At 32.2% G+C, this 26,870-nt stretch carries 27 protein-coding genes and 1 pseudogene; 3 read left to right on the top strand and 25 right to left on the bottom strand.

Annotated elements, in window-relative coordinates:
- A pseudogene (locus NSA01_RS05300) lies at positions 1-84 on the top strand (elongation factor Tu); the annotation flags it as partial.
- A gap of 150 nt (positions 85-234) precedes the next feature.
- On the opposite strand, the gene NSA01_RS05295 reads toward NSA01_RS05300, so the two are convergent.
- From NSA01_RS05295 to NSA01_RS05285, 3 genes are all read right to left on the bottom strand, one after another.
- Positions 235-699, bottom strand: coding sequence for an AMIN domain-containing protein (locus NSA01_RS05295; protein ID WP_257480467.1), 465 nt, complete (start codon positions 697-699; stop codon positions 235-237).
- Positions 700-760: 61 nt separating this feature from the next.
- Positions 761-2,062, bottom strand: coding sequence for a DUF308 domain-containing protein (locus tag NSA01_RS05290; protein ID WP_257480466.1), 1,302 nt, complete (start codon positions 2,060-2,062; stop codon positions 761-763).
- 66 nt (positions 2,063-2,128) lie between these two features.
- Positions 2,129-3,706 carry an amidohydrolase gene (locus NSA01_RS05285; RefSeq protein ID WP_257480465.1) on the bottom strand — a complete coding sequence of 526 codons (1,578 nt, stop codon included), beginning with the start codon at positions 3,704-3,706 and terminating at the stop codon, positions 2,129-2,131.
- Between the two features lie 108 nt (positions 3,707-3,814).
- Here NSA01_RS05285 and NSA01_RS05280 point away from each other — a divergent pair, with 108 nt between their 5' ends.
- Positions 3,815-4,237: a pyridoxamine 5'-phosphate oxidase family protein gene (locus NSA01_RS05280; RefSeq protein ID WP_257480464.1), complete on the top strand. Its 423-nt coding sequence runs from the start codon at positions 3,815-3,817 to the stop codon at positions 4,235-4,237.
- Between the two features lie 22 nt (positions 4,238-4,259).
- On the opposite strand, the gene NSA01_RS05275 is transcribed toward NSA01_RS05280, so the two are convergent.
- The 9 genes from NSA01_RS05275 to NSA01_RS05235 form a co-directional block, all read right to left on the bottom strand.
- Positions 4,260-5,924, bottom strand: coding sequence for a GH25 family lysozyme (locus NSA01_RS05275; protein WP_257480462.1), 1,665 nt, complete (start codon positions 5,922-5,924; stop codon positions 4,260-4,262).
- A gap of 174 nt (positions 5,925-6,098) precedes the next feature.
- Positions 6,099-6,968 carry a B12-binding domain-containing radical SAM protein gene (locus NSA01_RS05270; protein ID WP_257480460.1) on the bottom strand — a complete coding sequence of 290 codons (870 nt, stop codon included), beginning with the start codon at positions 6,966-6,968 and terminating at the stop codon, positions 6,099-6,101.
- A gap of 48 nt (positions 6,969-7,016) precedes the next feature.
- On the bottom strand, positions 7,017-7,550 hold the full coding sequence (locus NSA01_RS05265; RefSeq protein ID WP_257480459.1) for a DJ-1/PfpI family protein: 534 nt from the start codon (positions 7,548-7,550) through the stop codon (positions 7,017-7,019).
- 464 nt (positions 7,551-8,014) lie between these two features.
- Positions 8,015-9,547, bottom strand: a complete 1,533-nt coding sequence (locus NSA01_RS05260) for a DEAD/DEAH box helicase (protein ID WP_257480458.1) — start codon at positions 9,545-9,547, stop codon at positions 8,015-8,017.
- A gap of 143 nt (positions 9,548-9,690) precedes the next feature.
- On the bottom strand, positions 9,691-10,224 hold the full coding sequence (locus NSA01_RS05255) for a cyclophilin-like fold protein (RefSeq protein WP_257480457.1): 534 nt from the start codon (positions 10,222-10,224) through the stop codon (positions 9,691-9,693).
- 14 nt (positions 10,225-10,238) lie between these two features.
- Positions 10,239-10,781 (bottom strand): flavodoxin family protein, encoded by a 543-nt coding sequence (locus NSA01_RS05250; RefSeq protein WP_257480455.1) that lies wholly within the window; start codon positions 10,779-10,781, stop codon positions 10,239-10,241.
- Between the two features lie 14 nt (positions 10,782-10,795).
- A complete protein-coding gene (locus NSA01_RS05245) occupies positions 10,796-11,368 on the bottom strand; it encodes a sugar O-acetyltransferase (protein ID WP_257480454.1) in 573 nt (190 codons plus the stop codon).
- A 22-nt stretch (positions 11,369-11,390) separates the two neighbouring features.
- Complete coding sequence (locus NSA01_RS05240) at positions 11,391-12,563, bottom strand: iron-containing alcohol dehydrogenase (RefSeq protein WP_373887182.1); 1,173 nt, start codon at positions 12,561-12,563, stop codon at positions 11,391-11,393.
- A 30-nt stretch (positions 12,564-12,593) separates the two neighbouring features.
- Positions 12,594-12,815: a hypothetical protein gene (locus NSA01_RS05235; protein ID WP_257480452.1), complete on the bottom strand. Its 222-nt coding sequence runs from the start codon at positions 12,813-12,815 to the stop codon at positions 12,594-12,596.
- Between the two features lie 133 nt (positions 12,816-12,948).
- Between NSA01_RS05235 and NSA01_RS05230 the strand changes: the two genes are divergently transcribed.
- Positions 12,949-13,824 (top strand): LysR family transcriptional regulator, encoded by an 876-nt coding sequence (locus NSA01_RS05230; RefSeq protein WP_257480451.1) that lies wholly within the window; start codon positions 12,949-12,951, stop codon positions 13,822-13,824.
- 42 nt (positions 13,825-13,866) lie between these two features.
- Here the strand turns inward: NSA01_RS05230 and NSA01_RS05225 are convergent, their stop codons facing one another.
- The 13 genes from NSA01_RS05225 to NSA01_RS05165 form a co-directional block, all read right to left on the bottom strand.
- Positions 13,867-14,394, bottom strand: coding sequence for a hypothetical protein (locus NSA01_RS05225; RefSeq protein ID WP_257480450.1), 528 nt, complete (start codon positions 14,392-14,394; stop codon positions 13,867-13,869).
- A gap of 56 nt (positions 14,395-14,450) precedes the next feature.
- Positions 14,451-15,506 carry an NAD(P)-dependent oxidoreductase gene (locus tag NSA01_RS05220; RefSeq protein ID WP_257480449.1) on the bottom strand — a complete coding sequence of 352 codons (1,056 nt, stop codon included), beginning with the start codon at positions 15,504-15,506 and terminating at the stop codon, positions 14,451-14,453.
- 44 nt (positions 15,507-15,550) lie between these two features.
- The gene (locus NSA01_RS05215) at positions 15,551-15,904 is read right to left on the bottom strand and encodes a hypothetical protein (protein ID WP_257480448.1); all 354 of its coding nucleotides are present in this window, start codon (positions 15,902-15,904) and stop codon (positions 15,551-15,553) included.
- Between the two features lie 26 nt (positions 15,905-15,930).
- Positions 15,931-16,821: a class II fructose-bisphosphate aldolase gene (locus NSA01_RS05210; RefSeq protein WP_257480447.1), complete on the bottom strand. Its 891-nt coding sequence runs from the start codon at positions 16,819-16,821 to the stop codon at positions 15,931-15,933.
- Between the two features lie 3 nt (positions 16,822-16,824).
- Entirely contained in the window at positions 16,825-17,259 is a 435-nt protein-coding gene (locus tag NSA01_RS05205; protein ID WP_257480446.1) for a hypothetical protein, read from the bottom strand.
- A 40-nt stretch (positions 17,260-17,299) separates the two neighbouring features.
- A complete protein-coding gene (locus NSA01_RS05200; protein ID WP_257480445.1) occupies positions 17,300-18,148 on the bottom strand; it encodes a PTS system mannose/fructose/sorbose family transporter subunit IID in 849 nt (282 codons plus the stop codon).
- Between the two features lie 2 nt (positions 18,149-18,150).
- Positions 18,151-18,936 carry a PTS sugar transporter subunit IIC gene (locus NSA01_RS05195; protein WP_257480444.1) on the bottom strand — a complete coding sequence of 262 codons (786 nt, stop codon included), beginning with the start codon at positions 18,934-18,936 and terminating at the stop codon, positions 18,151-18,153.
- 18 nt (positions 18,937-18,954) lie between these two features.
- Positions 18,955-19,452: a PTS system mannose/fructose/N-acetylgalactosamine-transporter subunit IIB gene (locus tag NSA01_RS05190; protein WP_257480443.1), complete on the bottom strand. Its 498-nt coding sequence runs from the start codon at positions 19,450-19,452 to the stop codon at positions 18,955-18,957.
- Position 19,453: 1 nt separating this feature from the next.
- Positions 19,454-19,879, bottom strand: a complete 426-nt coding sequence (locus tag NSA01_RS05185) for a PTS sugar transporter subunit IIA (RefSeq protein ID WP_257480442.1) — start codon at positions 19,877-19,879, stop codon at positions 19,454-19,456.
- 220 nt (positions 19,880-20,099) lie between these two features.
- On the bottom strand, positions 20,100-22,664 hold the full coding sequence (locus NSA01_RS05180; RefSeq protein ID WP_257480441.1) for a sigma-54-dependent transcriptional regulator: 2,565 nt from the start codon (positions 22,662-22,664) through the stop codon (positions 20,100-20,102).
- A gap of 412 nt (positions 22,665-23,076) precedes the next feature.
- Positions 23,077-24,423 carry a hypothetical protein gene (locus NSA01_RS05175; protein WP_257480440.1) on the bottom strand — a complete coding sequence of 449 codons (1,347 nt, stop codon included), beginning with the start codon at positions 24,421-24,423 and terminating at the stop codon, positions 23,077-23,079.
- Positions 24,424-24,930: 507 nt separating this feature from the next.
- The gene (locus NSA01_RS05170; protein ID WP_257480439.1) at positions 24,931-25,824 is read right to left on the bottom strand and encodes a class II fructose-bisphosphate aldolase; all 894 of its coding nucleotides are present in this window, start codon (positions 25,822-25,824) and stop codon (positions 24,931-24,933) included.
- A 10-nt stretch (positions 25,825-25,834) separates the two neighbouring features.
- A complete protein-coding gene (locus NSA01_RS05165; protein WP_257480438.1) occupies positions 25,835-26,866 on the bottom strand; it encodes a 2-hydroxyacid dehydrogenase in 1,032 nt (343 codons plus the stop codon).
- Between the last annotated feature and the right edge of the window lie 4 nt (positions 26,867-26,870).

Raw genomic sequence — 26,870 nt, 5'->3', positions numbered from 1 at the left:
GCGATTGAACAAGAGTTAAGATTTGCTATCAGAGAAGGCGGAAGAACAGTAGGATCCGGAGTAGTAACAGAAATCATCGAATAGTCGAAGATTAAATAAGAGAATAGAAAAAGGAGCACAAGAAGTGCTCTTTTTTTGTTGTATAATGGAAAGATAAAAGAAGAGGAAATAAGAGAAAAAAATAAAAGAACAAAAGAATAAAAGAATAAAAGAAAATAAGACTCGGGAGGAGTCTTATCTGAGGTTTAGTACTAATTGACTTGAATCTATTGTTTCATCGGTTCTGTATTTAATTGCTTTATTTAAAGTTACTATGACTTCACTTTTGTTTCCTTCTTGATTTTTAGCTTCAATTTTTTTGATGATTTTATTATTTTTATAATCGGAAATCCTTGCTGTTTCCACATTTACATTATCAAACGATATTTTGATTTGTTTTTCATTTTTTGAATAACTTATCGTATGAGTTGGGATTTTATCGGTTTCATCAAAATCCATAATTATTTTGGTATCCCCAATCAAATCGTTTATCCAAATTTTTCTAATTGATGTAGCATCGGTATCTTTTCCGCCTTTAAAAGTTTCATCAGTCATATAATTACTCTTTTCATTTGTTTCATAGTCCTTTACGGGATTAGAACATGCAAAAAAGGTCGGAATTATTAGAAGTGTTAGGCAAATACTTATTAGTTTTTTCATTGTTCCTCCTTACAGTTTATTTATTAATATTTTCTGTAAAAAGGGTTAAAATATGCTTGGTTTATTTTACAATACCTTTTGGATTATAAACGGTTTTAGTAATCACTATACTGTTTTTTCTTCTATACTCCCTGTCAAAATAGTTGAAATAAGCACCTGGGGAAATAACTCCGTTAAGATTTAAAATATCAATCCCTGCTTGTCCGAGTATCGAATCGGCAAATTTAACACAATTGGTATAAAATGTAAAATAATATTTAAAACGTCCTCGTTTGATTTTTCTAAAAGTTATGTTATTTGCTTTTGATAGTTCACTTGCATAATCATCATAATCTTTATTCTTGTTATTGTAATAATCAATAGGTGCAAGCCAATAATAAGAATTAGCCATATGTTCTTTTATTTTGTTTCTGACTTTTTCGATCTGTAAATCGGTAAGCCTTAAACCAAAATCAAAAATTGTTTTTTCATCGTACCAATTACAAAATTTTATATAGTTTTCTTTGCTATTTGCAAAAAATAAAACGCCTTCTCCCATAGAGCCGAAAAGTTTTAACGATGAAAAGTCATAATTTCCGTAAGAAATAACATATCCGTCAAAGAAAAAATCTACGTGTCCAAATGCTCCCGTACCGTCTTTTTTTACATGTATCAATATATCCAAGTTAGGTTCAAGACCTATTTGGTTTTCGCTTAAATTTATTTCTCCATTATTAGTATCTACTTGGTTTATGAAATCATTAACTTTTTTTAGTGTGTTCTTTAAAATATTTGTGGTAAATAAAACCGGAAGTCTAACTGAAAATTTCCTTATAAGTTTATTTGCATAGGATTTAGGTATTTCTTCATCTATAAAGTCGGTAAATATAGTAATTCCGTAAAAAATTAAATATAACCCCGTGAGTTTTGTGATTATAAATGTTTTATCATAAAAATTTGCGGTAATCACGAGAAAAGCAATAACAAAAAATGCAATTGATTTTAATATCATTAAAATTGAAAAAGGTGCTTTAGCCTTTTTATATTGATAAAAAACTATTGCTGATATAGTCCCTAAGCACAATGAGTAGAATACTACAAAAGCAGGGAATATTATAAGTATCAGGTTAGGTTTTATAAATGCAAGAATACCCTGAATAAGTATTACAAAGTCTCCGAGAAGAACAAAATTATTTTTATTATTTTTTTTATTATAAAAAGAATAGAATTTAGATAGAGACGTATAAATCAAAATAGTCCCTACTATCATAGGGAACCATTCTAAAAATATATCTGTGTTGAAAAATATATAAAAACCGAGAGCTTCCAAAGCGATTGAAGATACGAATAAGTTAAATGCCGATATATTTTTCTTAAATTCCATTTCATTCCTCCTGATGTACCATTATATCATGATAAATAAAAACTTCACAGTTTTGATTTAAAATTTTTAATTGTTTTTATATAAAGTTTTTCCTTCTTTTATCGTTTCCAATAACTTGATTTTCTTCAACTCATCAGGATTATCTAATTTTAATGGGTTTTTATCTAAAATAACTAAATCCGCAAGCTTACCTTCTTTTATACTTCCCTTTGTATCCTCTTCAAAATAGGAATAGGCTGCATTTATGGTAACTGCCTTTAATCCTTCCACTATCGTTATTTTCTCATCACTGCTTAGCGGGACTCCATTTTTAGTCGTTCTTGTTGCAGCCGTCCATATACTTTCTAAAATGTCAGGATAAAGTACAGGGGTATCTTCATGGATAGTATAAATTAAATCGTTTTTGATTGCTGTTTTTATCGGAGAAATTTTATAAGCTCTTTCACCTAAATTTTTCAAATGAATATCTCCCCAGTAATATACATGGTCGACAAAAAATGATGGTATCATATTGATCTTTTTCATTCTCTTGATCTGATCTTCTCTTACTGTTTGAGCGTGAATCATAACAGGTCTTATATTCTTCTTAGGATTTAAAGCTTCAAATGATTTTATAAACTGTTCGGCTGCTGCATCTCCGTTGCAGTGAGTAATGATCTGGATATTTTCATTTAAAGCTGTCTTGATAAAATTTTTAACTTCTTCATCTTTATAAATTGGGTAGCCCTTGTATTCCTTATCACCTTCATAAGGTTTGCTTAACCAAGCCGTCTTTCCCTGAGGGGAACCGTCAAGAAATAATTTATATCCTCCTATTTTGTAATGATTTATATAATTTAAGTAATCTTTGTTTTGTTCTAAAATATTTTTGTTGTTTTTTATATCAATATAGCTGACGATGTCTATATCAAGGTTGTTATTTTCTGACATTGTTTTTAATATGCTAAATTCTTTTTCTTTGGTAATTCCGTCCTGTGCGGTGGTAATTCCGTAGCTTAAATAGATATTCTCTGCTTTTTTTATTGCTTCTATTATTTTATCCATAGAGAAGTTATCAAATTTTTTTGAATTATTAGTAAATGCCGTTTCTTCCAAATATCCGTTTGGTTTATTTGTAATATCGGTTCTGCCGATTTTTCCTCCGTCGGGGGCTTTTGTGTTTTCATCTATATTTAATAGTTTTAGTCCTAAAGAGTTTGTAACACCCATATGTCCTGATTTATGTGTTATAAGAACAGGGATTTCATTACTTACTTTATCTAATATTTCTTTTGTAGGATGTTTTCTTTCTTCTAAAAAATTATGGTCATATCCAAAACCTATTAAATAATTATTGCTGTTTAAATTATTTTTTTCTTTAAAGTCTTTTAATATATTTATAATATCATCAAAATTTTTAGCATTTGATAAGTCTGCCGTTAATAAAGTCTGTGCGAGAGCCGTTATATGACTGTGGGAGTCTATAAAAGAAGGCATAAGACATTTCTCTTTTAAGTCTATTACCTTTGTATCGTCGTCTTTTAATTTTATTATGTCATTATAATTACCTATCGCTGATATTTTATTATTATCTATTAATACTGCCTGAGTATATAATTCATCCTCCATTGTAACTATATTTTCGCCGTAATAAATTTTTTTCATATTATCCTCCGTTATTATCTTTATTATAACCCATATTTAATAATATAAATTTTACTTTGATAAAAATATTTATATGTTATTATAAAATAAAAAGGAATTATTAAAATTATGATGAAGGATAAGGAGAAAACAATAGGTAATTTAATAGATAAAGCAAATGTAGCATTTATTGCAAGTGTGGATGAAGATGGCTTTCCAAATATGAAAGCGATGTTGGTTCCGAGGATAAGAAAAGGTATTAAAACTTTTTATTTTACTACAAATACTTCATCTATAAGAGTCAGACAATATCTGAGTAATGACAAGGCTAGTATTTATTTTTATGATAAAAGATTTTATAGAGGAGTTATACTTGTAGGTAATATGGAAGTACTAACAGACAAGGAAAATAAAGAGCTGATATGGCGTGAGGGAGATGAGATGTATTATCCAAAAGGTGTTACCGATGAAGATTATGCGGTCTTAAGATTTAGAGCATTTAAGGGGCGTTATTATAGGAATTTTTCAAGTGAAGATTTTATAGTCGAATAAAAAAAGCACATAAATGTGCTTTTTATTTTATTATTTTTATATATTTACTGTATACATAGCCGCTGTATTTTTTCTTTCCTTTAGTAAAAGAAATCCTGTACCATTTCTTTCCCTTTTTATCTTTTTTATATCCGGTTATTTTTACTTTTTTATTTTTAAAAATTCTTGTTATTTTTTTATATTTTGTTCCTGCATTCTTTCTTATATCTGTTTTTCTTACTTTAATAATACCATTAGCTTTCATTGATACCAATGTCTTTTTAACTGCTTTGGCTTTCAATGTAGGTGAATAACCTCCAAAATATAAAGTTCCATTTAATGTTCTGTAAGCTCTGACTTTATATTTATAGGTTTTATTCTTAGATACTTTTCTATCTTGATATTTATTGGTTTTTAGTGTTTTATAATGTACATATCTCTTTTTCTTTGGTGAATATTTGTATAGTCTATATCCGCTCGCTCCGGTTATTTTAGACCAAGTAAGGTTTATCCTTGACGTAGATGAAGTAGTTACTTTAAATGTAGATATTCTTTTTGGAGCGGTTGTCGCTTTTAATTGTGGAGAAAGCTCGCCGTAAATATACTTGCCGTCATCTATTTTATAACTTTTTATTTTATAATAATAATAAGTTCCAGCTTTTAAACCCAAGTCTGTAAATGATGTAGTAGAATTATTATCTATTTCTTTTATCTGAGTATATTTTTTTGAAGCTGAATTATATCTGTAAATTATATAACCATCTTCATTAACTGTTTTATTCCATGATATCTTGATACTACTATCATTACTGCTTACATGATTTAATTTTAGTGAGGAATACCAAAAGTTCATATCCACTCTTCCTGATATACCGCTTACTTTTCCGTCAGAAGAGTACTGCCAAAAGTTATAATCTCCGTCATAAGATGTACTCGTATTGTAATGTGCAAGCCATACAGGATATTTTGCGTCTATTGTGTTTTTGTTTAGACTATTGTTTAACATGCTGTAGTTAGCATATAACATAGGGGTATATCCTGCAGCTTTTATTGTATTTAAAAATTCCATGCATATGTTTGTTGCAGCGGTCTTGGATAGTTTTGCTTTGGTAAGTCTGCCGGAAGAACCTCCTGAGTATTCGTAATCCATTACTACGGGAAGATCCATTTTATATCCTTTTATTTTCTTTAAAGTATAATTTGCCTCCTGCCTTGCTTCTGCTTTTGTTATGGCTTGTGAGAAGAAGTAAACACCTACTTTGAGACCGGCTGCTTTTGCACCGTTTATATATTTTACAAACATGCTGTCATCAAAAATAGTTCCGCTTTTACCGTAACCTCTTGCCGCAACTCTTATAAATACGTACTTTATACCTGCATTTTTTACTTTGGTCCAGTTTATATTGTTATTCCAAACAGATACATCGATACCATTTGCAATAACACTGCCGTCGAACTTGCTGTTATGAGTGTAGGTTTTACCTGTGAACTTACTTTTAGTTTTCGTGCTCATTGTACTTTTCATAGAACCACCGCCGTAAAAATCGCTTGAAATATCGCCTTTAGCCCTGAATTGTTCGGGGTCATCGACTGCTGTTTTTACTGTTTTTGTACTATTATCAGTATTATTTTCTTTTGCAGCAACGGGAGTAATTGTTATACTAATAATAAACATCAATGATAAGATAAATGATATTGTTTTTTTCATATTTCCTCACTTTAATCCAAATAATTTGTAATTTCTATATTATATATGATAAGTATAGCATAATATCTTATTAAGTGTGCGATATAAAAGCAATTTTAATATAATATGTTCTGATTTTAATTGTTATAAGACATAAATATTTATAATAATAGCGTAAAATCATATATTATGATTTTATAATCCTCTCATATATTCTTCTTTGATATATTCTTTTCCTTTAAGTGCATTATTCAATTTATCAATAAGTTCTTTTTTATCCTGATTTAAAGTTCCTTTTAAATTTAAATAATTAGAAGCATGGTTTGCTCTGAATACGGCATTGTCACAGTTTAAATTTTCAATGAGCAATTTTGTTTCTTTTAAAATATCATAGGGATCCATTAATTTAAATGTACCTTTTTTTATTTCTTCCTCTAAAGGTACGCCCTGTTCTATCATAAGTGTAAGTAGACCGATATATTCGGGGTTCATTCTTGATAAAGTTTTTCCTGTTTCTACCGCGTGTTCTTCCCATAATTCATTTCCTCCGAGACCTGAAATAGCCGTTACAGAAAGGTTTATATTCGCATTATGAATTTTATTCGACGCTTCGATCATTTCTTTTGATGTGACGCCTTTTTTAACTCTTTTAAGTATTTTATCACTTCCCGATTCAAGACCTAGATAAACCATTGTTAATCCTTTTTTTCTAAGGTTTATTAATTCTTCTTCTGATTTTAAGAGTATACTTTTTGCCGACGCATAACATGTAACTCTTTTACATTCAGGAAAATACTTTTTTATAAAATCTAATATTGTAGCGAGCATATCATATTTGCATATGAGTGCATCTCCGTCAGCTAAAAATATTTTATCGATATTCTTATATAACTCTCTTGCCTCTTTAAAATCTGCTAAAATTTCATCTAGATATCTGATATGAAAATTTTTATCTTTATACATACTACAGAATGTGCAACCATTTTGACTGCATCCCAATGTTACCTGTACAATCAAACTTCTTGCTTCGCTGGGCGGTCTGTATACTGTTCCTTGATAATGCATATGTCCTCCTTTATATCTATAAAAAAGAAAGTGAGAAAACACTTTCTTTTAGTAATATATTTCTTCTTTTGTTTTTTTCTCTGTTTTTTCGCCCATCAACTCTTTTAAGATTGCAAACCCGAAATCAATGGTTGCGGCGGCACTTCTTCCGGTAATAATTTTTCCGTCTGTAACCACATACTCATCTATATAAGTTCCCCCAAAATCTTCGTTCATTGAAGTAAAACAGGTATAATTTTTGTTTTTTAGGTATCCCGCTCTTCCGAGTATTGTAGGACCTGCACAGATTGCACATATATATTTATCTTTTTTACTGAAGGACTTGATTAAATCTTGTACTTTTGTGTTTGCTTCTATGGCTACATACTCCGGACCTCCGGGAAGTATCAATGCTTCATAGTCTTCCTCTTTTATTTTTGAGAATGGTTTTAAATTTGTGCATGTAATCCCAAATCTGCCGGTTGCATCTTTATCGAGAAGTGAATAAACATCCACATCTACATTACCTCTTCTTAAAATCGCAAATGTTCCTATAGCTTCGATTTCTTCAAAGCCGTCTGTTATGATCATACAAACTTTCATATTTATTCTCCTTTATATAAACTTATTTATTATTTATGTTATTTATATATTATAACACTTATTTAAGTTTTAATATAATAGAAGTTAAAGTTTCATTGAATGTTATTAATTAAAATTACTAATTATCTTTGAAATGATATTATCTTTTGAGTAATGGAGGTAGGAGATTATTATATTTTATCGCTATAAATATCTTTTAATAAGATTAATTATTTAAATTCGCATTTATTTTATTATTGTTTTCTATTGCGATTTTTATAAGTATTAAAGTTTTTTATTGTTTATCATTTATATGTAAGTTGTGTTATAAATACTCAGGTGATGAATATATAAGGATTGAAAGGTATGGAATTGATTTAAGACTTAATGGTTTGAAATTTATTTATTCTATTCTTTTATTAATAGTTTTCAATACTTTATATGTTGGAAATAAAAAAGAAAGTCATTAGACTTTCTTTTAAACATTAATAACTTTGATTTGCTCTTTTATTTTTATAATTTCCGTTTGTTCTTTTTTTGTTTCTGTTTGCATTCTTATTCGATGAATTTCTTCTGTTATTTTCATAAAATATTAAATCGTCTTTTAAAGATTTATTTCCATATGACTTTTGTTTTTTTCTTCTGGAATTGTTTTTGTTACCGTCATTATATCTTTTTGTTTCTTTGTTTATAGTAATATCTTCGATTTTTACGATGTTTTCTTTTGTTTTGCCGAAGTATAAATTTAATGCAGCATTTGCAATTTGATTTTCTGTATATCCTAATTTTTTTAATTCTAATATCATTTCATCATGTGAATTATTTTCTCTTTTAAGTGCGCTTATTATAACCGACATATTGTCTTTTGAGTTCTTTGAATTGATATCATTTTTTGTCGGTATATCTAATTTCTTTATTTTAGAGTTCGTCTCTTTTAAAATCATCTTAAGGTCTGTAACTTGCTTTTTGTTATTCGTCATTGTAATCGATGTTCCGCTTTTGCCGCCTCTTGCAGTCCTTCCTATCCTATGGATATAGTATTCGGAATTCTGAGGTATGTCATAGTTTATAACATATTCAACGTCCTTTACATCAATCCCTCTTGCGGCAACGTCTGTTGCAACCAGTATAGGAGTCTTTGCATTCTTAAAATTAGTCATTACTCTGCTTCTTTCGTTTTGCCTTATATCTCCGTGAAGACATTCCGCACTGAATCCGTTTTTACGAAGGAATTTTGTAAGGTCGTCTACCATACGCTTCGTGTTACAGAAAATTATTGTTAATTTTGAACCGTAGTAGTGAAGAAGAAGGTTTAACACTTCCTTTTTCTTACCTTTAGGTACATCTATATAATTTTGAGCTATTTTGTTTACCGTAACTTGTTCTTTATCGATTTGAATAAGTAATGGTTTTTTTAGGAAAGTATCTATTATATTCATTATTGCCGGCGGCATTGTTGCAGAGAACAGTACTGTCTGTCTGGTGTCCGGTGCTGTTTTTAAAATCGTATCTATATCTTCTTTAAAGCCCATACTTAGCATTTCGTCGGCTTCGTCAAGTACGACCATTTTTATGTTTTGAAGTTTTAAAGTACGTCTTTTAAGATGATCTTTGATTCTGCCCGGAGTACCTATTACGATATGTGCTTTTTTTAGTTTGGAAATCTGTCTTTCCATTGATACTCCGCCGTAAATATCTACTACTTTTATATCGGGCATATATTTAATAAGTTTCTTTATTTCTGCATATCCCTGCTGAGCAAGTTCTCTTGTAGGACAAATTATCAACACCTGTGCCGTTGGTTTTTCCTGCTCTAGGTCTATTTTTTCGATTGCGGGAATTGCAAAAGCTATCGTTTTTCCCGTTCCTGTCTGTGATTTTCCTATAACATCAACGCCGCTTCTTATTGCGGGTATTGCTTTATTTTGGATATCTGTGGGATTTTCAAATCCCATTTCATCTAATACTCGATTTATATCTAAGTTTATTTCGAGATCAGAAAATTTAGTTTTGTTCATTTATTTCCTCCTGTACACTTACCTGCAAATAAAAAACGAGGTACACTCCTCGTTTAATTTTATATTATTATATAAATTGCAATACGCGTAAATGTTTATTCAGTATATCACAAAAGTAATAAAAAAGCAACTTACTTTTATTTTTATATTTTAATATTTAATTCAAATGTAACTTTTACATCTTTGTTGTTTCTCAATAAGTTTATCAGCTTATCTTTATCCTCTATATAACCAAGCCTCGTATATTTATAAAATGTCTCAAAATCTTCATAAAATATCACAATGCAGTCATTTCCATAAAGCATTATATCCCCGCTTTTTATATCGTTTATTTCTTCTTTATTTTGTGTAAGATGTGAAGACATATAATAATATTTTTCGTTGTCGTTCATATCCTTCATATTGATTGTTATAGGGAATTGTTTTATGAGTTCTAATGTTGTTTTATTTGTATACAGTTTTGCGGCAAAAGAGTCACTGCTTATAATGATATCAACAGGTATCAATTCTTCATTATAATCGGGAGTATTCTCTTTTGCTAAGTTTTTCGATAAAGAAGAAGATGTTTTTATTGTATTATCTTTGTTTAGATTGTAATCATAACTTCTGCAAGCTGTAAATGATAAAGATATTAATATTATAATCAATAAAGAGATTGATTTTTTAATTTTATCCATAATAATATGTACCATTAAACATTTTTACCCATATCATATGCGGCTTTTAGAATATCGGGTTGAGCCTTTATACTTGCGGCATCGTCTGACCCCGTACCTTTAATAACGCCTTTTAACTTAGCTTTATCAAAACAGTCTATCCAGCCTTTAAGTCCTTTTAATGCACCGTCCATTGAACTTTCATTTGTATCAGCCGAAGTAGCTAGAAGATATATATCTGTGAATGAATAATCTGACGGAAACATAGGATTGGTCCTGTCGAGCAGTACTTTCATTTGTCCTGCCATTTCATAAAAATATATCGGTGTTGCAAAAACAATTACATCTATATTTAGCATTTTATCTATTATTTCATTTACATCATCATTGAATATACATTTTTGAGTTTTCTGACATGATAAACAGCCTATACAAAAATTTATTTCTTTATCTTTTAAATTTATTATTTCAACTTCATTTCCTGCTTCAACAGCTCCTTTTTTAAATTTCTCTGCTAATATTTCTGAGTTACTGTTTTTTCTGAGGCTAGTTGAAATTATCAAAACTTTTTTATTCATATTTATTCTCCTTTTTACTTTCTATCTATACTTTTAATGACTTTTGCGGGAACTCCTCCCGCTATAACATTTGGAGGTACGTCTTTTGTGACTACCGCTCCTGCGGCTATTATCGAATTATCTCCTATTGTTACCCCCGGAACTACAGTAGCATTTGCTCCTATCCATACATTTTTCCCTATTACTACTTTAGACGGATGGGTGGTGCTTCTTTCTTTTGGGTCAAAATCGTGGTTCAGAGTTGCTATTACTACATTATGACCTATAAAAGCTCCGTCACCGATTGTGATACCTCCTTGATCCTGAAAACAGCACCCCGAGTTTATAAATACATTTTTACCTATAGTTATATTTTTACCGCAGTCGGTATAGAAGGGAGGGAACAAACCAAAACTATCGTGTATAGATTTTCCCGTCAGCTTTGAAAAAAGTTCGCATATTTCTTTAGGATTATTATAGGAATTGTTCAGCTTTGTTGTTATTTTCATGGCTTCGTTACTAAGCTTTACCATGTATTCATGTGTTTTAGAATTTTTGGGTATCGGCAGTCCGTCATTTACGTGTTTCAGAAATTGATTTATATTCATATTTTTATCTCCGATTAATTATCTAACGATATGATTTTCTGAAAATTTCTGCGCAGTCTTCATGAGTCATTTCGCATGGATTAGCAAGGAACAATCCTCCCATGGTTTCCCTCGCATTTTTAGCAAGCGTATCAGCTTCATCTATTGTAAATCCATATTTACTCATTTTAAGGTTTTCTACACCGCATTTCTTTTGCAGTTCATATAAAGCGGTAAGAAAATATTCGGGGTTATCGGCGTTTTTTATACCCATTGCTTTTGCCATTTTAATGAACTGATCATCGCAGGTATGCTTTTCAATAAAGAATTTATAAAATTCGTTTGAAATCATTATAAGTCCCGCACCATGAGGCAGATTACTGTGATAAGCACTCATTGCATGTTCCATTGAATGTTTTGCCGTAGTGCTTGTAAGCTGCATTGTGACTCCCGCCATTGTGCTTGCGTAAGCAACTCTTTCTCTCGCTTCGAGATTGCTTCCGTCTGTTACAGCCAAAGGAAGATACTTAGCTATATTTTCGATAGCGGATAATGCTATTGTTTCGCTTAGGATATTCACTCCTTTGCTTATCATTACTTCGGTATTGTGAAACAGTGCATCAAATCCCTGGTATGCGGTGTATTTTTTAGGCACTGTAAGCATCAATGTAGGGTCAACTATGGAAAGGACAGGATTTAATTCCGGTACTCCTCCGAAACCTATTTTCTCATTTGTTTCCTTATTGCTTATGACGCCCCAGCAGTTTATTTCAGAGCCTGTGCCGGATGTGGTTGCTATCGTTACGATTGGTAGAGGTTTATTTATAAGAGGTTTGGCTTTTCCCGTGCCTCCTACGACATAGTCCCATAGATCCCCGGGATTTGTAGCCATTGCCGCAACTGCTACGGAGGAGTCTAGTACCGCTCCTCCTCCGAGAGCTAATATAAAATCACAGTTATTTTCTTTTGCTGTTTTTGCCGCTTCCATAACTACTTCTTTGGATGGGTTTTCGTGGATATTCGCACATAATGTGTATTCCACACCTGCTTTATTCAGTTGTTTCTGAACCTTATCCAGCGTTCCGTTTTCTATTGTCGATTTTCCGTTTGATATAAGCAATAAAGCTTTTTTACCTGGTAAATTTTGTTTCCCGAGTTCGTTTAGCGTTCCCGCTCCGAATAATAAATTTGTTGATGTAAATAGATTAAAATTCATGTTCATAATAAAATCTCCTAAATGTTCTTTTTAATATTTTTGTTTCTTCATCTTATAAATCAAATAGTCTAGGCAATCGATCATATTGTAACTATCATGTATTTGATTTATCAGTGAAGTCCTGTGCAGAGAAAGAAGCTTAAGTTGTTCTTGTCGGTTATAACTTTTTTCAAGTCTTAAATACTTTGTTATGAAATCATCATCACAGCCTGCGTCTTTTAAATTTTGAATGATGTCAAGTTTTTTATTCATAATCATGCCTCCTTCTTAATTAAATTATATGCATGCGATTTAAAATAGCAAATACTTATATTGAATGGCTTATCATAGTTGACAAGCATGGTAATAGGCTATAAAATGTTAAAAAGGATAAGGAGATGATAATATGGAATTGAGAGTACTTCGTTATTTTTTGGCTGTTGCCAGAGAAGAGAATATCACTGCTGCGGCTGGGGTCTTACATATAACTCAGCCGACCCTTTCAAAGCAGCTTATGGATCTTGAAAATGAACTCGGTAAACAATTATTTATAAGAGGGAAGAGAAAAATCACTTTGACTGAAGAGGGAATGTTTCTTAGAAAACGGGCTCAGGAGATAGTTGAACTTGCGGATAAAACTCAGTCGGAGTTTTTGTCAAATGAAGAAATGATAAGCGGAGATATTTATATAGGCGGGGGAGAGACTGATGCTATGAGGATAGTAGCTAAGACCGCAAAAGAATTACAGAAAATTTATCCGGGTATCAAATATCATCTCTACAGCGGAAATGCACAGGACGTGACCGAGCGACTTGATAAAGGATTATTGGATTTCGGTATTTTAATAGGTTCTTCAAATTTAAACAAATATGATTATCTCAAGCTTCCCGTTACGGATACCTGGGGACTTTTGATGAAAAAAGATAGTCCGCTGGCAGAAAAAGATATAATAAGTTCAGAGGATTTAAAAGGTATTCCTTTGATAGTTTCCATACAAGCACTGAAAAACAATGAATTATCCGGCTGGAGCGGATATAATTTTGAGGATTTGAATATCGTTGCGACTTATAATTTAGTTTATAATGCTTCATTGATGGTGGATGAGGGACTTGGGTACGTTCTTACTTTGGATAAGCTTGTGAATACTGCAGGTAAAAGTAACTTTTGTTTTATTCCCCTAAAACCTAAGTTGGAAGCAAATCTTTATATCGTTTGGAAAAAGTATCAGGTCTTTTCAAAAGCTACCGAGAAATTTATTGACGTGTTGCAGAGTTTATTGTAATTAAACATTAATAAATTTAAAACCGATCTGTTTGATCGGTTTTTAGTTATTGTCTTTTATATCATGTTTCAAAAAAACTTCTGTTATATTTTCTAAATCAGTGCTTTTTATTTTTATCGGTTCATTGATGTTGATTTGTTTATTATTTTTGTCATGTAAATATACTATATTAAAATTATCCTCTGACATGGAAACAGAATAACAGCTTATCCATTTGTATTTTATGATTTGAGATTTTAAGATAATACCATTTTCATATAATCCTATGTTTAGATATCTATTTTGTAAGACTGAGCTTATATATATCCCGCTTACAATAGAACATAAAATAGAAAAAAGCCAGGAGGGGATAAGTGTATTATGATTATAGAAACTGATTATAAATACGCATGCGAGACCTCCGAAAAGAGCTAATAGAATAAGCCATAAATCTTTCTTTGTATTATTATTTAATTCCTTTATTTTAAACTCCAATTCTCCATAGGAATTTAAACTTTTATTTATAAGTTTTTGTCTTACATATATCGTTATAAAAGTCAATATAACGTATAGGATAATATCGGTTACCATTTTATTCTCCTAAATTTTATTTACAGCGAAGAGTATATTACATCTTCGCCGTAAGTTTATTTTTCGCATTCAAATATAATACCGCCGCGATTGTTAAACTCCTGTGAGTCGAATACTTTTGGATTATATAATCTGAGTTCCTTTGTTTCACCCTTTTTAAATTTATTAAAACTGTCCATTAAATACTCATATTGATGAGGAACTCTTTCCATTGAAATCCCTGCCATATGAGGAGTTAATAATAATTTATCCATAGGTATTTTATATGCTCTGCTGTCTTTATTCAAAGGTTCTGATGTAAATACATCCAAAGCCGCACCTTTAATTATATTGTTGTCCAAAGCATCAAAGATTGCTTCTTCATTCGCAAGTTTCGATCTTCCTGTGTTTATAAGATAAGCGGTAGGTTTCATCAATTCTATTTCTTTTTTACCTATCATACCTTCCGTCTCAGGCGTTACTCTCGCAAGTAATGTGACATAATCTCCCGCTTTCATTGCGTCTTTAAGAGACATCATCGTAACATTTAATTCATCTGCTTGTTTTTTTGTCACATATGGGTCATAAGCAACTACATTCATACCTATACCGTTAGCAAGTTTTGCAAGCTCTCTTCCGTTTCTTCCAAGTCCGATAATTGAAAGTGTTTTTCTGTATAGCTCTGTTTGTGAAAATAAGTCTTCTGTCATATTGGTAGAGGTCCAGCCTTCATTTCTCATTCGGTTGGTGAGTCTTACAAAATTGCATGCAAGATTAAACATTAAAGTCATGTTTAATTCCGCAACACTATGTACACATCTTCCTCCCGCAAACAAAACCGGTATTCCGTATTTTGTACATACATCTATATCAATATTTTCTTCCGGACCGTCTCTTACGCTTAAAATCATTTTTAGGTCGGGACAGTTCTTTATTATCTCTTCATCGACAGGATCGTATCCATTGATGAAAATGTCTTTATCCTTTAAAACTTCTATTAGATTTATACCTCTGAGTAATCCGTCGGGGTATACCGCACCTGTATTTAAACTGGCTCTTTCGAGTTTGAAATTTTGTGAGAATATTTCTTCCCATTTTTCATCATATTCACCTGTCCATAAGGCTTTTAACATTATTCTTTAACCTCCGTTGTTATTTTTACTGCTATAAGAAAATGTTATTTGAATTTCAGGTATTTACTTATTATATATTGATTTACTATAATATTTCCGATTATCATACCTGATATATAATAAATAATGCCTATTGTAGGATTTAAATATAATATTATAAATGGAGCTGTTACCGATAAGATTATGTTCATCACTCCGTAGACCATATTGATAAATGAAATATTTATTACCTTTATTTTATAAAGTTTATATTTGCTGTTTAATACATGAACCATGGCTTTATCGGATTTCTTATTATTACTGTAATAAGTTTTTCTATAAATAGCTATTATATTTAAAATAGTGATTATTGAAAATACTATCAAAATCAGAGTTTTATCACTTATTGAATTTAACATTTTCTTATACCTTCTTTTTATAATTTTTATGCTTTATTTGTACTGCCGAACAAATCTATATAATATTCAAGCATATCCGAATAACCTGCGTAATATGCAGGCAGAGGATACATGAGTTTTGTGAGCATATCATCAGAATCTTTTAGATATCCTTTACTTATATATTCACGCCCTTTTTTAAGTAAGTCACTGCATATATTTACTTTGCATATACCTTCTTTGCATGCACGAGCCAGATTATCATCTCCGGAACCGCTTCCTCCGTGTATTACTAGGGGGACGTTAACGGTTCTTCTAAGTTCCTTTAACAATTCAAAGTCAATGCCAGGTTCAAAACCTTTGGGGTATAGCCCATGTACTGTACCGATAGCTACAGCCAGACAGTCTACGTTTGTCCTTTCAACGTATTCTACCGCTTCGTCGACCTTTGTAAATGTAGCTTTTTTATCTTCTTCGGTGATGATTGTATTACTTCCGAGCATTCCTTCTGAATCCGAACCTATATTGGTTCCCACATGCCCTAGTTCGGCTTCTACAGAACATCCCAATGTATGAGCGATTTTAACTATTTCCGATACTTCTTTTATATTATCTTCGAACTTAAGCATTGAGCGGTCGACCATAACGGAAGTAAAATCCATCTTTAACGATTTTATTATTTGTTCATATTCTCCTCCGTGATCGAGATTTATCGCTACAGGGACTTCTGATTGTTTTGCTTTTTTGTTTGCGTAACCTACAAATGTTGTTAAATCATCATTAGTCTCAAAAGTAACGTTTAATATGATTGGCGAGTTTTTCTTTTCTGCGGTTCTGATTGCAATATCAATAGTCTTGTAATCCAGTACATTCGGTGCAGCGACTGCGTAATGCTCTTCTCTGGCTCTATCCAAAATTGGTTTCATTGTGTATAACATATCCTATATCCTTTCTGCTTTGGTAAATCCTTTTCTTTCTTTTTCTAAAGATTGTTTTAGTGTTTCCATTCGGCTTTCTTTTGTCTTCATTTTTTCTTTGTATTCTAGAATTTCTTTTGCCAAAGCACCTGACAGAAAAGTTTTTAGAGACTCTTCTATATTCTTTTGACTCTCGCTTTTGTTCTTTACCGAGTGAAGAAGGGTATATACTTTGCCGAAATAATATATTGTATAGTCAAGACCTTTTTTATCAAGTACATAATGTATCCCTGACTGAGCCCCGCTTTCTTCGGCGCATTCGAATTGTTCCTGTAATATCATAACAAGAGTATCTGCATATTCTTTATCCCATTTTCTTTTTAACTTTGTACTTATTAACATGCAAAGCGAAAAACCTGCTATTAAGCTTATAAGAGTAAGTATTATATATTTTCCCATTTTAAATCATCGACCTTTCTGTCATTTCTTTGTTTATTTTTTATCCGAATAATCCTAAAACACCGAGAATTATGCAAATAACTATAATTCCTATCATTATTTTTGCAATATGTATTTTCTTTTTCTTAAAAAGATAATATATTATAAATACGGGGGCTAAACCTGAAATGCCCGGAAGAAGTGAATCGACTAATTCGTGAAGGGATTGTTTTCCAATGGTGACTGCAGTTACAAAATTGACATTTCCTGCAGTCAATGCTCCCATTATGCACATTGCAACCACAGCCGATACGGTGAGTACTTTTTGTGCCAGCTTGGATGATGTGAGTTTTGATACCGCTTCTCTACCGGAATAATATCCCGAGAAACAAGTAAGCCAAGATAATAAATATCTGGAAAATCCTATCCCGAGCCAAGATATCGGTACGGCAAGGAAGTTTCCCGCCATTGCAAGAGGCTGTGCATATCCTATGGTTATTACCCAAAATACAGTTTGAACTATAGTATCTCCAAATCCAGCAAGCGGTCCCATCAAGCCTGTTTTGACTGCCCTAATCAGGTCTGGAGAAATAGTTGAGTCGCCGTTTTCATAAAGGTCATTTGCCCTTTGTTCTTCCATTGAAATTATAAGTCCGTTTATACATCCGCCCCATGCATAATCCGTCATGTAAAAATCCATATGTCTGGTCAAGGCTTCTGCCAAATCATCTTTATTTTTATAAAACTTATGTAGTATATATCCCATTGCGGAAGAGAATGATAATCCGCCTTTTCTTGTATTTCCCTGTGTGTGGGCGATACCGTCCATAAATATGAGCTGCTCCATAAATAAGTCAAATTTAGTTATTTTATCCGGAGCTTTTCTTTCAATATTATTATTTTCTGACATATTTAATTACCTCCTATCAAAGTTTCGGAATCGTTCATGCCTTCTCTGTTAAGCATGTATATAAATCCTAAAATAAGTCCTATGATACCTATGACAATAGTCGATAGCCCTGCGAATTTTACGAGATAAAATCCTACGAAGAAATATGGTAAGAATTTCATTTTACCTATTAATGCAAGGAACATAGCAAATCCTACCGCAGGCATCAATCCGGCTGCTGCACCGAATCCCAGCATGACGCTTTCGGGGATTTTGTTTATTATCAAACTTGTGGCAGCTGTTCCCGCGTAAACTCCCATGAATGCGACTACGAATTTAAAAGCTGTATTCAGTACTGCGGGCAGCACATGACTTACATATAACAGTTTCTTCCAATTCCCTTCTGCTGCTGCTTTGTCTCCCAAAGGTACATATACGAGATCAAATAAACCGATTATATTGATTTGTCCCAGGAAGTTTGCGATTACCGCTACCGGAGCTGCAATTGCTACCGCTGCAGTGATATCAAGTCCGTAGCTTATAACTAACGGGATTACCAGTGTAGCGGAATACCATAGATCTACTGTTGTAATACCTCCAATAATGACAGGAGTCATATTTATCGTTTGTATAGTTGCACCTATTATGAGTCCCTGTTTCCAATCACCCAGCACGGCTCCGATAAGCCATGAGAAAGTAAACGGAGTGACCATTGTTGTAATCATGCCAATAGGAGGAAGTCCGCCGTTACCATGAAACAATGCGTAAATCAGAGATATCAAAACTACTTGTATTAATGTGATTTCCATTTTATGTTTTCCTTTCTATTAAAATTTTCCTTTTATTCCATCTTCAAATGAAACGGGTTCAAATTGCGGTGAATACTGCATATTGACTTTTACGCTGTAATCTTTTTCCAGTTTTCTAACTAAATCCACATCTTCTTTGCTAAGGCAGAGAGACTGGTCTATCCTTTCTCTTCCTTTTTTGGGGTTTGTCCATCCAAGCTGAAGGGACGTATAATCAAGACCTTTTTCATAAGCTTTAAAAGCATCCTCAACGGATTTAAATATCAAGAGTATCCGTCCTTCCGCCAGACCTTTTTCTTTCCAAGATGATACCGCGTTATCTATAGTTAGTATATCTGCATTTAATCCCGATGCACCGGCTGCACTTGATTTCATAATGCTTTTTACAAAATCATCATTTGCGGTAATATCGTCGACTGCTATTATGGTATCCGCATTGACGTTTGGTGCCCATGTTACGCAGATAACTCCGTGTATCAATCTTTCATCGACCCTTACTAAAACTAGTTCTCCCATTTTAATTTCCTCCTTTTTGATTTTTGTTCATTGTTACAACGGTTTCTAAATTTTGAATACCTTTTACTGCCGATTCTATAGCATACTGTGCCGTACTGTTTAAATCCTGCCCCTGTGACCTTGCTTCTATTGCCGCAAATAACATCGGAAGGTTTAGTCCCGTGACTATTTTTACATTTTTTGAAGTCAGTAATTTTCCTGATTGATTACAGGGACTTCCTCCGAGTAAGTCTGCAAATATCAACACACCGTCTCCGTTATCCATTTCATCAACGGTTTTAGCTATTAAAGGAGCAAATGCATTTATATCATCGGTTACATTTAAAGACAGAGCTTTTACTTTATCCTGTTCTCCCATTATGCAGTTCATTGCATCTTTAACGCCTTTACTTAAGTTGCTGTGCGAAGCGAGTATAATTCCTATCATTATTACACCATCCTTTCTGTAAAATTTATGCTTCATATAATATATAAGCAAATGTCGTGCCAAGTTTATGTGTATAAAAATAAATAAAAAATAAGAGGCAAATCCTTTTATTTAGCCTCTTATTTTAAAGTTGTATGTTTTTTTATATGATTATACAGATGATGACTATTTTTTATACACATTAAGATTTTAATTGTTTTACCTGGTAATGTGTATAATTCTATATTTTTAAATTATAATGGACATCAAACATTTCTATTATCGCTTCATATTCACTCGGATACATAATAAATCCAAATTCCTGATAAACAGGTTTGAAATATTCTTCCAATTTATTTAGAGTTTCTTTTCTGTTATTATAATAATAGTTTAGATTTTTACCGGGCATTGGTTCCTTTTTTATCGCTCTTTCCACCATAAATGCACAGTGCATTATGAATTTATATTCAAACATTTTATCTTCACTAAGTCCTAAATCATTCCATATATTAAGTAGGACGGATTTTAAAGAATTATAAATTTTAGTTGGATTTATAAAAGTCAACATTTCATCAAGGACTTTAATGAATTTTTTTTCTTCACTGTTCATTAATGTATCATTATATTTATTGATATTTGTTTTGTTGTATATTACATCATCATCTATCAGTTCATTATAAAAATCAGCTAATTTTACATTGGAACTGTATGCTCTTCTCGTAATTTCCAATGCCATAAGAGTCGTTACGTTTGGGATTGCTATTGTAGGTATTCCGGTCTCTTCGGTGATCAATGTATCAAAGTCGCATAAAGAACCCATATCCGTAAGTAGTATCACTCCTTTTCCCTTATCTATTTCTCTTACTAAATCGATTGCTTTATTCAATATACTTTCCACCTTTTCATTAAGAGGAACATCCAAAGCATAAAGACCTTCTATATCTAAAAGGGTATTTACCACTTCTGCAATGGAACTTGCAACATTGCTTCCGTGAGCTACACACAAAACTCCTATTCTGTTTCCCATATCCATATCATTCATCGTATGAAGAAGCATCGTTACAAACATGATCTCATTTGAAGAAATTTCTATATCCAGTTCTTTTGAAAGTATTTCGATTATCTTTTGAGCTGCATAATAATCAATGGGGTAGAGCTGTTCTACAGACTTTATCAAATTATTGTTTACGGAGTATTTACCGCTTTTTATTCTTTCAATCAAATTATTTATATGTAAGGATAACGCACATACTATCCTTTTATTGTTTTCCTGGTTATTATATATGGTTTTAACGGAATCTATGGCGTCAATGACAGCTTCAATAATTCTTTCATCGACTATTCTTGCAAGCAGTTCTCCGTATTCGGGGAGCTGCTTGCTTCTGATTTTTTCCTGCATGGATAAAAAATAACTCTTTAAATCATCTTCGACTTTTTTTCTGACATGATCGTTTTCTTCATTTTTAAGTGATAATTCATAATAGTCTTCGATGATTTTGCTGTAGTATTTATTTTCATGTTCAAATTTATTCATTTGACTTAAAAGATACTTGCTTTCGTTGACTTCGCTGTAATCGAAAATAATCGTATCATCAAGGACAATTTCTGCATAGTTGTTGCTTTCGTGGTCTGTATTTATAAGCCCCAGCTTCATGTTGTTGGGGATATCGTTCCACTTTATTTTTATATCACTTTGTGAATTTGTGACGCAGGAGAAATAACCCTTTGCACAAATGAGCTGGATATCGCTTTTTAAACCACCTATATTTAACGGGCAGTCGTAATTTAAACAGCTTTTTAAAATCTTTTTACTGACTTTGATCTTTCTTTTTGTTTTTGCCGATTCGACATAAAAAAATTTAAATATCAATTCCAATCTTTCCTGCATATTGTATTTACTGATGTCCGGTAATTCTATGGTTATAGGAATACGCCTTATGAAAGTATTGAGAAGTTGAGAGTTTTTTCTTTCGGTAGTTGCTGCAATTATCATTAAATTTGCTTTTCTTGTAGTATCCGTTTCACCGACTCTTCTGTATATCCCTTTATCCATTAGGGTAAACAGCATTTCCTGTCCCTCTTTTGGAAGTCTGTGGACTTCGTCTAAGAACAATATCCCGCCGTTGGCTTTGTCAACTAATCCGGTACGTTCTGTATCTGCACCTGTATAGGCTCCTTTTATATTTCCGAACAGCTGAGAAACCAACAGCTGAGGATTGTCGGAGTAATCCGCACAGTTAAAAACAACGAATTTTGTGTCTTCGTAAAACATCCCTATCGCCATTCCATAGTTATACATAGCCTCCGCAAAAGTGCTTTTTCCGCAGCCTGTCGAACCTATGAGCATCGTATTAAGTCCCAGAGGAGGATAGGTAACAGCAGCTTTAGCCAATGAAACCTGATTTTTAAGCGTATCGTTAAATCCCACTATATTTTTAAAGACATCATACACTTTTTCATTTTTATTTTTTTCCTTTATTATATTAATATTATCATTTAAAGCACTTAATATTGACTCTTTATCATATACACATTCATTTAAACTCTTATTGAAAATTTCTTCCAGCTTTATTTTATGAAAAAATAATATAGGTTTACCTGTTACCTTAATTAATATTTCATCTTCGACCAAATCATTAAGGCACTTGCTGACATTGGTCCTTTGCATGTTCAAATCATTTGCGATGGAAATGGTAGTATGATAACTTTGATCAAAATCTTCACTGTTAAGAAAATCGTCCTTTGATAAACCGGATGTTCGTTTTTCTACTTCGTTTAATATGAGTTGGGCTTTATTATTTTTCATCTTTTTCTCCCTATTATCAGTTAATAAAAAGTGTATTATTTGTAATGTGTATAATCGCATTCTATGCTACCTTTATAGCATAAAAATAATTAATATTCAACTTTTGTTTGGATTGGGGAGAGTATAGATTTATGATGTTATGACGATGCAATAACTAGTACATATTAATTATACATAGTTTTGAATTCTAATATATTTTAATTTCTGCTGAGTTTTAATTAAATAAATTTATTTGAAATAAAATAATATTGATTAAATATTTGATATATAAATAATAAAGAGCCCATCATAATATTTAAAGATAGGCTCTTTTGTCGAACACGTTTTATTTAACTATTCTAATTATCATTTTTTATGTTATGTATTTGTTTTAAATCAAGCTGAGTACATTTTATTATGAATATAGTAAAATTTAATCCAATGTCCAAATATCGTCGTATATCCATTTTCCATTTTCATCTTTAGGGTCGGTATATACTCCGTTTACTTTAACCGGTGCTGTTCTAAAATAAATATTTTTAAAATATGTGCCATTATAGATATTGTTATGAAGCATATTTTCTTTATTTTCAGCTGTAATGTTGTTTGCTACCGGCTCCACTTTTAACTTGTCCGTACTTCCACTTTGATGATATGCATATCTAAAATGATATATTCTTGTACTTGCATTGTTTACATTAAAAGTGTTGTTGTATACATCCATTACATTTGCACTTCTACAGTATATTATTGTATTTTCAGGAGAGCAGTTAAATGTATTACCGGAAATGACAGTTTCTTTCCACCTCATTGGCTGTATAACTTTTGAATAAATATTTGTAAATGTATTTCCTGTTATTTCAACTTGTTTATGAGGATTATCATGAGTATATCCATGAGTACCAATTGCAATGTTCATATCGGAAAATTTATTATTTCTGATTTTTAAACGTATGTTACGTGTTCCGTCAGGTGCTAACCATTTACCTGAAAATCCTTTTTTAACATTATCAAATGTATCAATATTGATTGCTTCCGCATTTACTTTATTTCCGTTTTCATCTATAGCAGTTGTTCCTCCGATGAAAGTATTATTTTCGATAATACAATCTGCAGTTCCGTTGACTTCCATAAAGTGTCCGTAGGTCTTATTCATATTTTTAAATGTTATTCCGCTTACCTTACAATTTGTATTGTCTCCAAAAGCTATAGTTCCGCAATATGGTTGTCCTCCATTTTTATAAGATGTTGCACCACCTGCATCTATCGTTGCACTGCCTTCTCCTATAATGCTGGAATTTTCTGTAGCATTTCCGCTTCCTCTCTTAACAGCTCCTGAACTTCTTAAAGAAATTGGTACGAAAGAGAACATGTATGTAGAAGCACTTATTTTTTTGTTATCTTTACTTACTCCTGCATCGTACGTCTTTTTTACCGTTACTCCGTCCTTTATAACTATTTTTACATTAGAAGGAATACACATTTCATTTGAAAGAGTATAAACACCGTTACCAGAACCTTTGGTTAAATACAGTGTACCGCCTTTTTTATTGTCTTCGAAGGCTTTTAAATACGATTGTATTAAATATGAGTGTTTTCTTTGTTTGTTATAATTTTTGCTTGTAACTCCATAATCCTTATAGGGCTTACTTTCAGGTGTTATCGTTGCACCTTTTACACTGGTTAAATTAAAGTTAATCCCACTACTTCCAATATTGATTACCATAGCTAAACCAAATACCATAAAAAAACATCCCAAAAACGTCAACAACTTTTTCATAATTATATTTCTCCTTTCCTCAATTATGATATAGTTCTTTATAATTTTATCTTACTTTTAAAATAGCTAAATGTCAAATATATATTGATATAATTAGAGGTCAATGAATTCTAATGTTGAGCTTAATACAATTAAAATATTTCTCAAAATTGAGGATATTATTATAAAATAAAATTTATTAATGACTATTCTATTATTCTAAGACAAAAATAAAAAACCGACTATTTATATAGTCGGTTAAATATCTTATGGCGGGGGTAGCAGGATTCGAACCTGCGCGTCATAGAGCCAGAATCTATTGCCTTACCAGCTTGGCTATACCCCTCTGATTTAATTGTACTTTATTATTATAATACAAAAAAAATATATATCAAGAGTAAAAATAAGTTTTTATGTGATTTAATATATAAATAAAAAAGACGTTATTTAACGTCTTTTTTAAATTAAAGGAGAATTTCAAGCTATAAAAACATACAGACACTTTTTATGATTTTATAGTTTTATTTATTATTTTTCTTCCATTGAAGTCATACCTGTGCTGAGTCCTTTGGGTTTAACATCAAAGGCTTTATTTACGCTTCCGTATACTTCTATCATTTCCAACAGTACTTTTTTAGCCCCTTCTCTGGCAGCTCTGTATACATCATAAGCTCCGGAACCTTCAAGGTCTGCATTTTTTAATCCGTCTACGGCTCCCCTGCAAACGTCATTTGCAATATTTACTTTATTTATTCCCATACTGCAAACTTTCCTTAATGAGTCTAAATCCGTTCCCGATGAACCGTGAAGAACCAATGGCAAATCCGGTAAAGCCTTCTTTATTTCGGAAAGCCTTTTAAAATCAATTTCCGGTTTAAAACCTTTCGGATATGCACCGTGTGCCGTTCCTATTGCAACGGCAAGACAGTCAACATCGGTTCTTTCTACGAATTCTTTCGCTTCTTCCACACTTGTTAAAGCTGCATTTCTGTCATTTTCGTAATTATTTGCCTGACCTACATGCCCAAGTTCAGCTTCTACGCTTATTCCAATACTATGTGCAATATCCACTATTTCTTTTACTTCTCTTACATTATCTTCAAAAGGCAGGGAAGACCTATCTACCATAACGGAAGTAAATCCGGATTGGATTGCTTCCAATATATACTTTTTATCGGCTCCGTGATCAAAGTTTACTGCAATGGGAACACAGGACTGTTCAGCTAACATGGTACATATTTTCCCGAGAAAATGTATATCTGGATGCATACCGTAAGCAAAGTCTAGAATCAAAGGTGCGTTTAATTCTTCAGCTGCTTCTATAAATGCTCTTGTATCCAACTCTGTGACTACATTAGGCGCTGCAACGGCATAACTATTTTTGTTTGCATGTTCTAAAATTTCTTTCATTGATACTAACATCTGTAGGCTCCTATCTTACAACACATTTCATTTCCTCGTTTTTAAAGTAACGGTTTAAATCTTCTGATATTATCTCTACCGCATTTGCAATCGTATCGTTGGATACACCTGCGATGTGAGGTGTAAGCGTGATATTATCAAGTTTAGTATAAGGATTATCTTTAGGAAGCGGTTCTTCGTGGTACACATCAACGGCAGCTCCCAGTATTTTCTTGTTTTCAAGCGCTTCTATCATGGCTTCCTGATCCACAAGCCCTGCTCTTGCAGTGTTTATAAGAGTTGCTTTTTCGTTCATTTTGGCGAATTCTTTTTTTCCTATAAAGTTCTTTGTTTTTTCTGAATATCTTAGATGAAGAGAGATGATATCCGAGGTCGATAATAATTCATCCAGTGAAACAGGATTTCCTCCGAGTTGCTTAACCCTTTCGTCATCCATAAATGGGTCATGTACGATTACTTTGCTTCCAAATCCGCTTAAATTTTGCTGTACTCTTTGACCTATATATCCAAACCCGATCAATCCTATCGTACGATTTCTCATGTCTATGTAATTTATATCGTTAGGATATTCTTTTTCCCATTTTCCTTCCATTAATAGATGATGGCTTTTGGCAATGTTTTTTACTTCACTTATCATCATCCCCACAGTAAAGTCCGCAACCGCAAAAGCACTCCTCCATGGGGCATTTGTAACAATAATTCCTTTTTTATTCAAAAGGTTTACATTTACGCTGTCAACACCGCCTCTCATTACCGCAACGAGTTTAAGTTTTTTTGCACTGTCGATTACTTTTTTGTTTACCGGAGTTAAATGTACGGCAAGGATATCCGCATCTTCGGCAAGTCTTACAAATTCATCTCCCGCTTCAACAGCTTCCGCTCCTTCAAGTTCTGTTTTTAGCATATATTCCGCAAAAGCTTCTTTTGTTTCCAGCAATTTGTTATCATATACCACTACTTCGTTGCCGTATTTCTCCAAATCTTTGATTTTATCTATCATTTCCGGAGTCACATAACAGTCACACGCAACTAATATTTTCATTTTT

Source organism: Anaerofustis stercorihominis (assembly GCF_024623185.1).
In the GTDB taxonomy this organism is placed as follows: domain Bacteria; phylum Bacillota; class Clostridia; order Eubacteriales; family Anaerofustaceae; genus Anaerofustis.
This window is presented reverse-complemented; position numbering and strand designations above follow the sequence as displayed.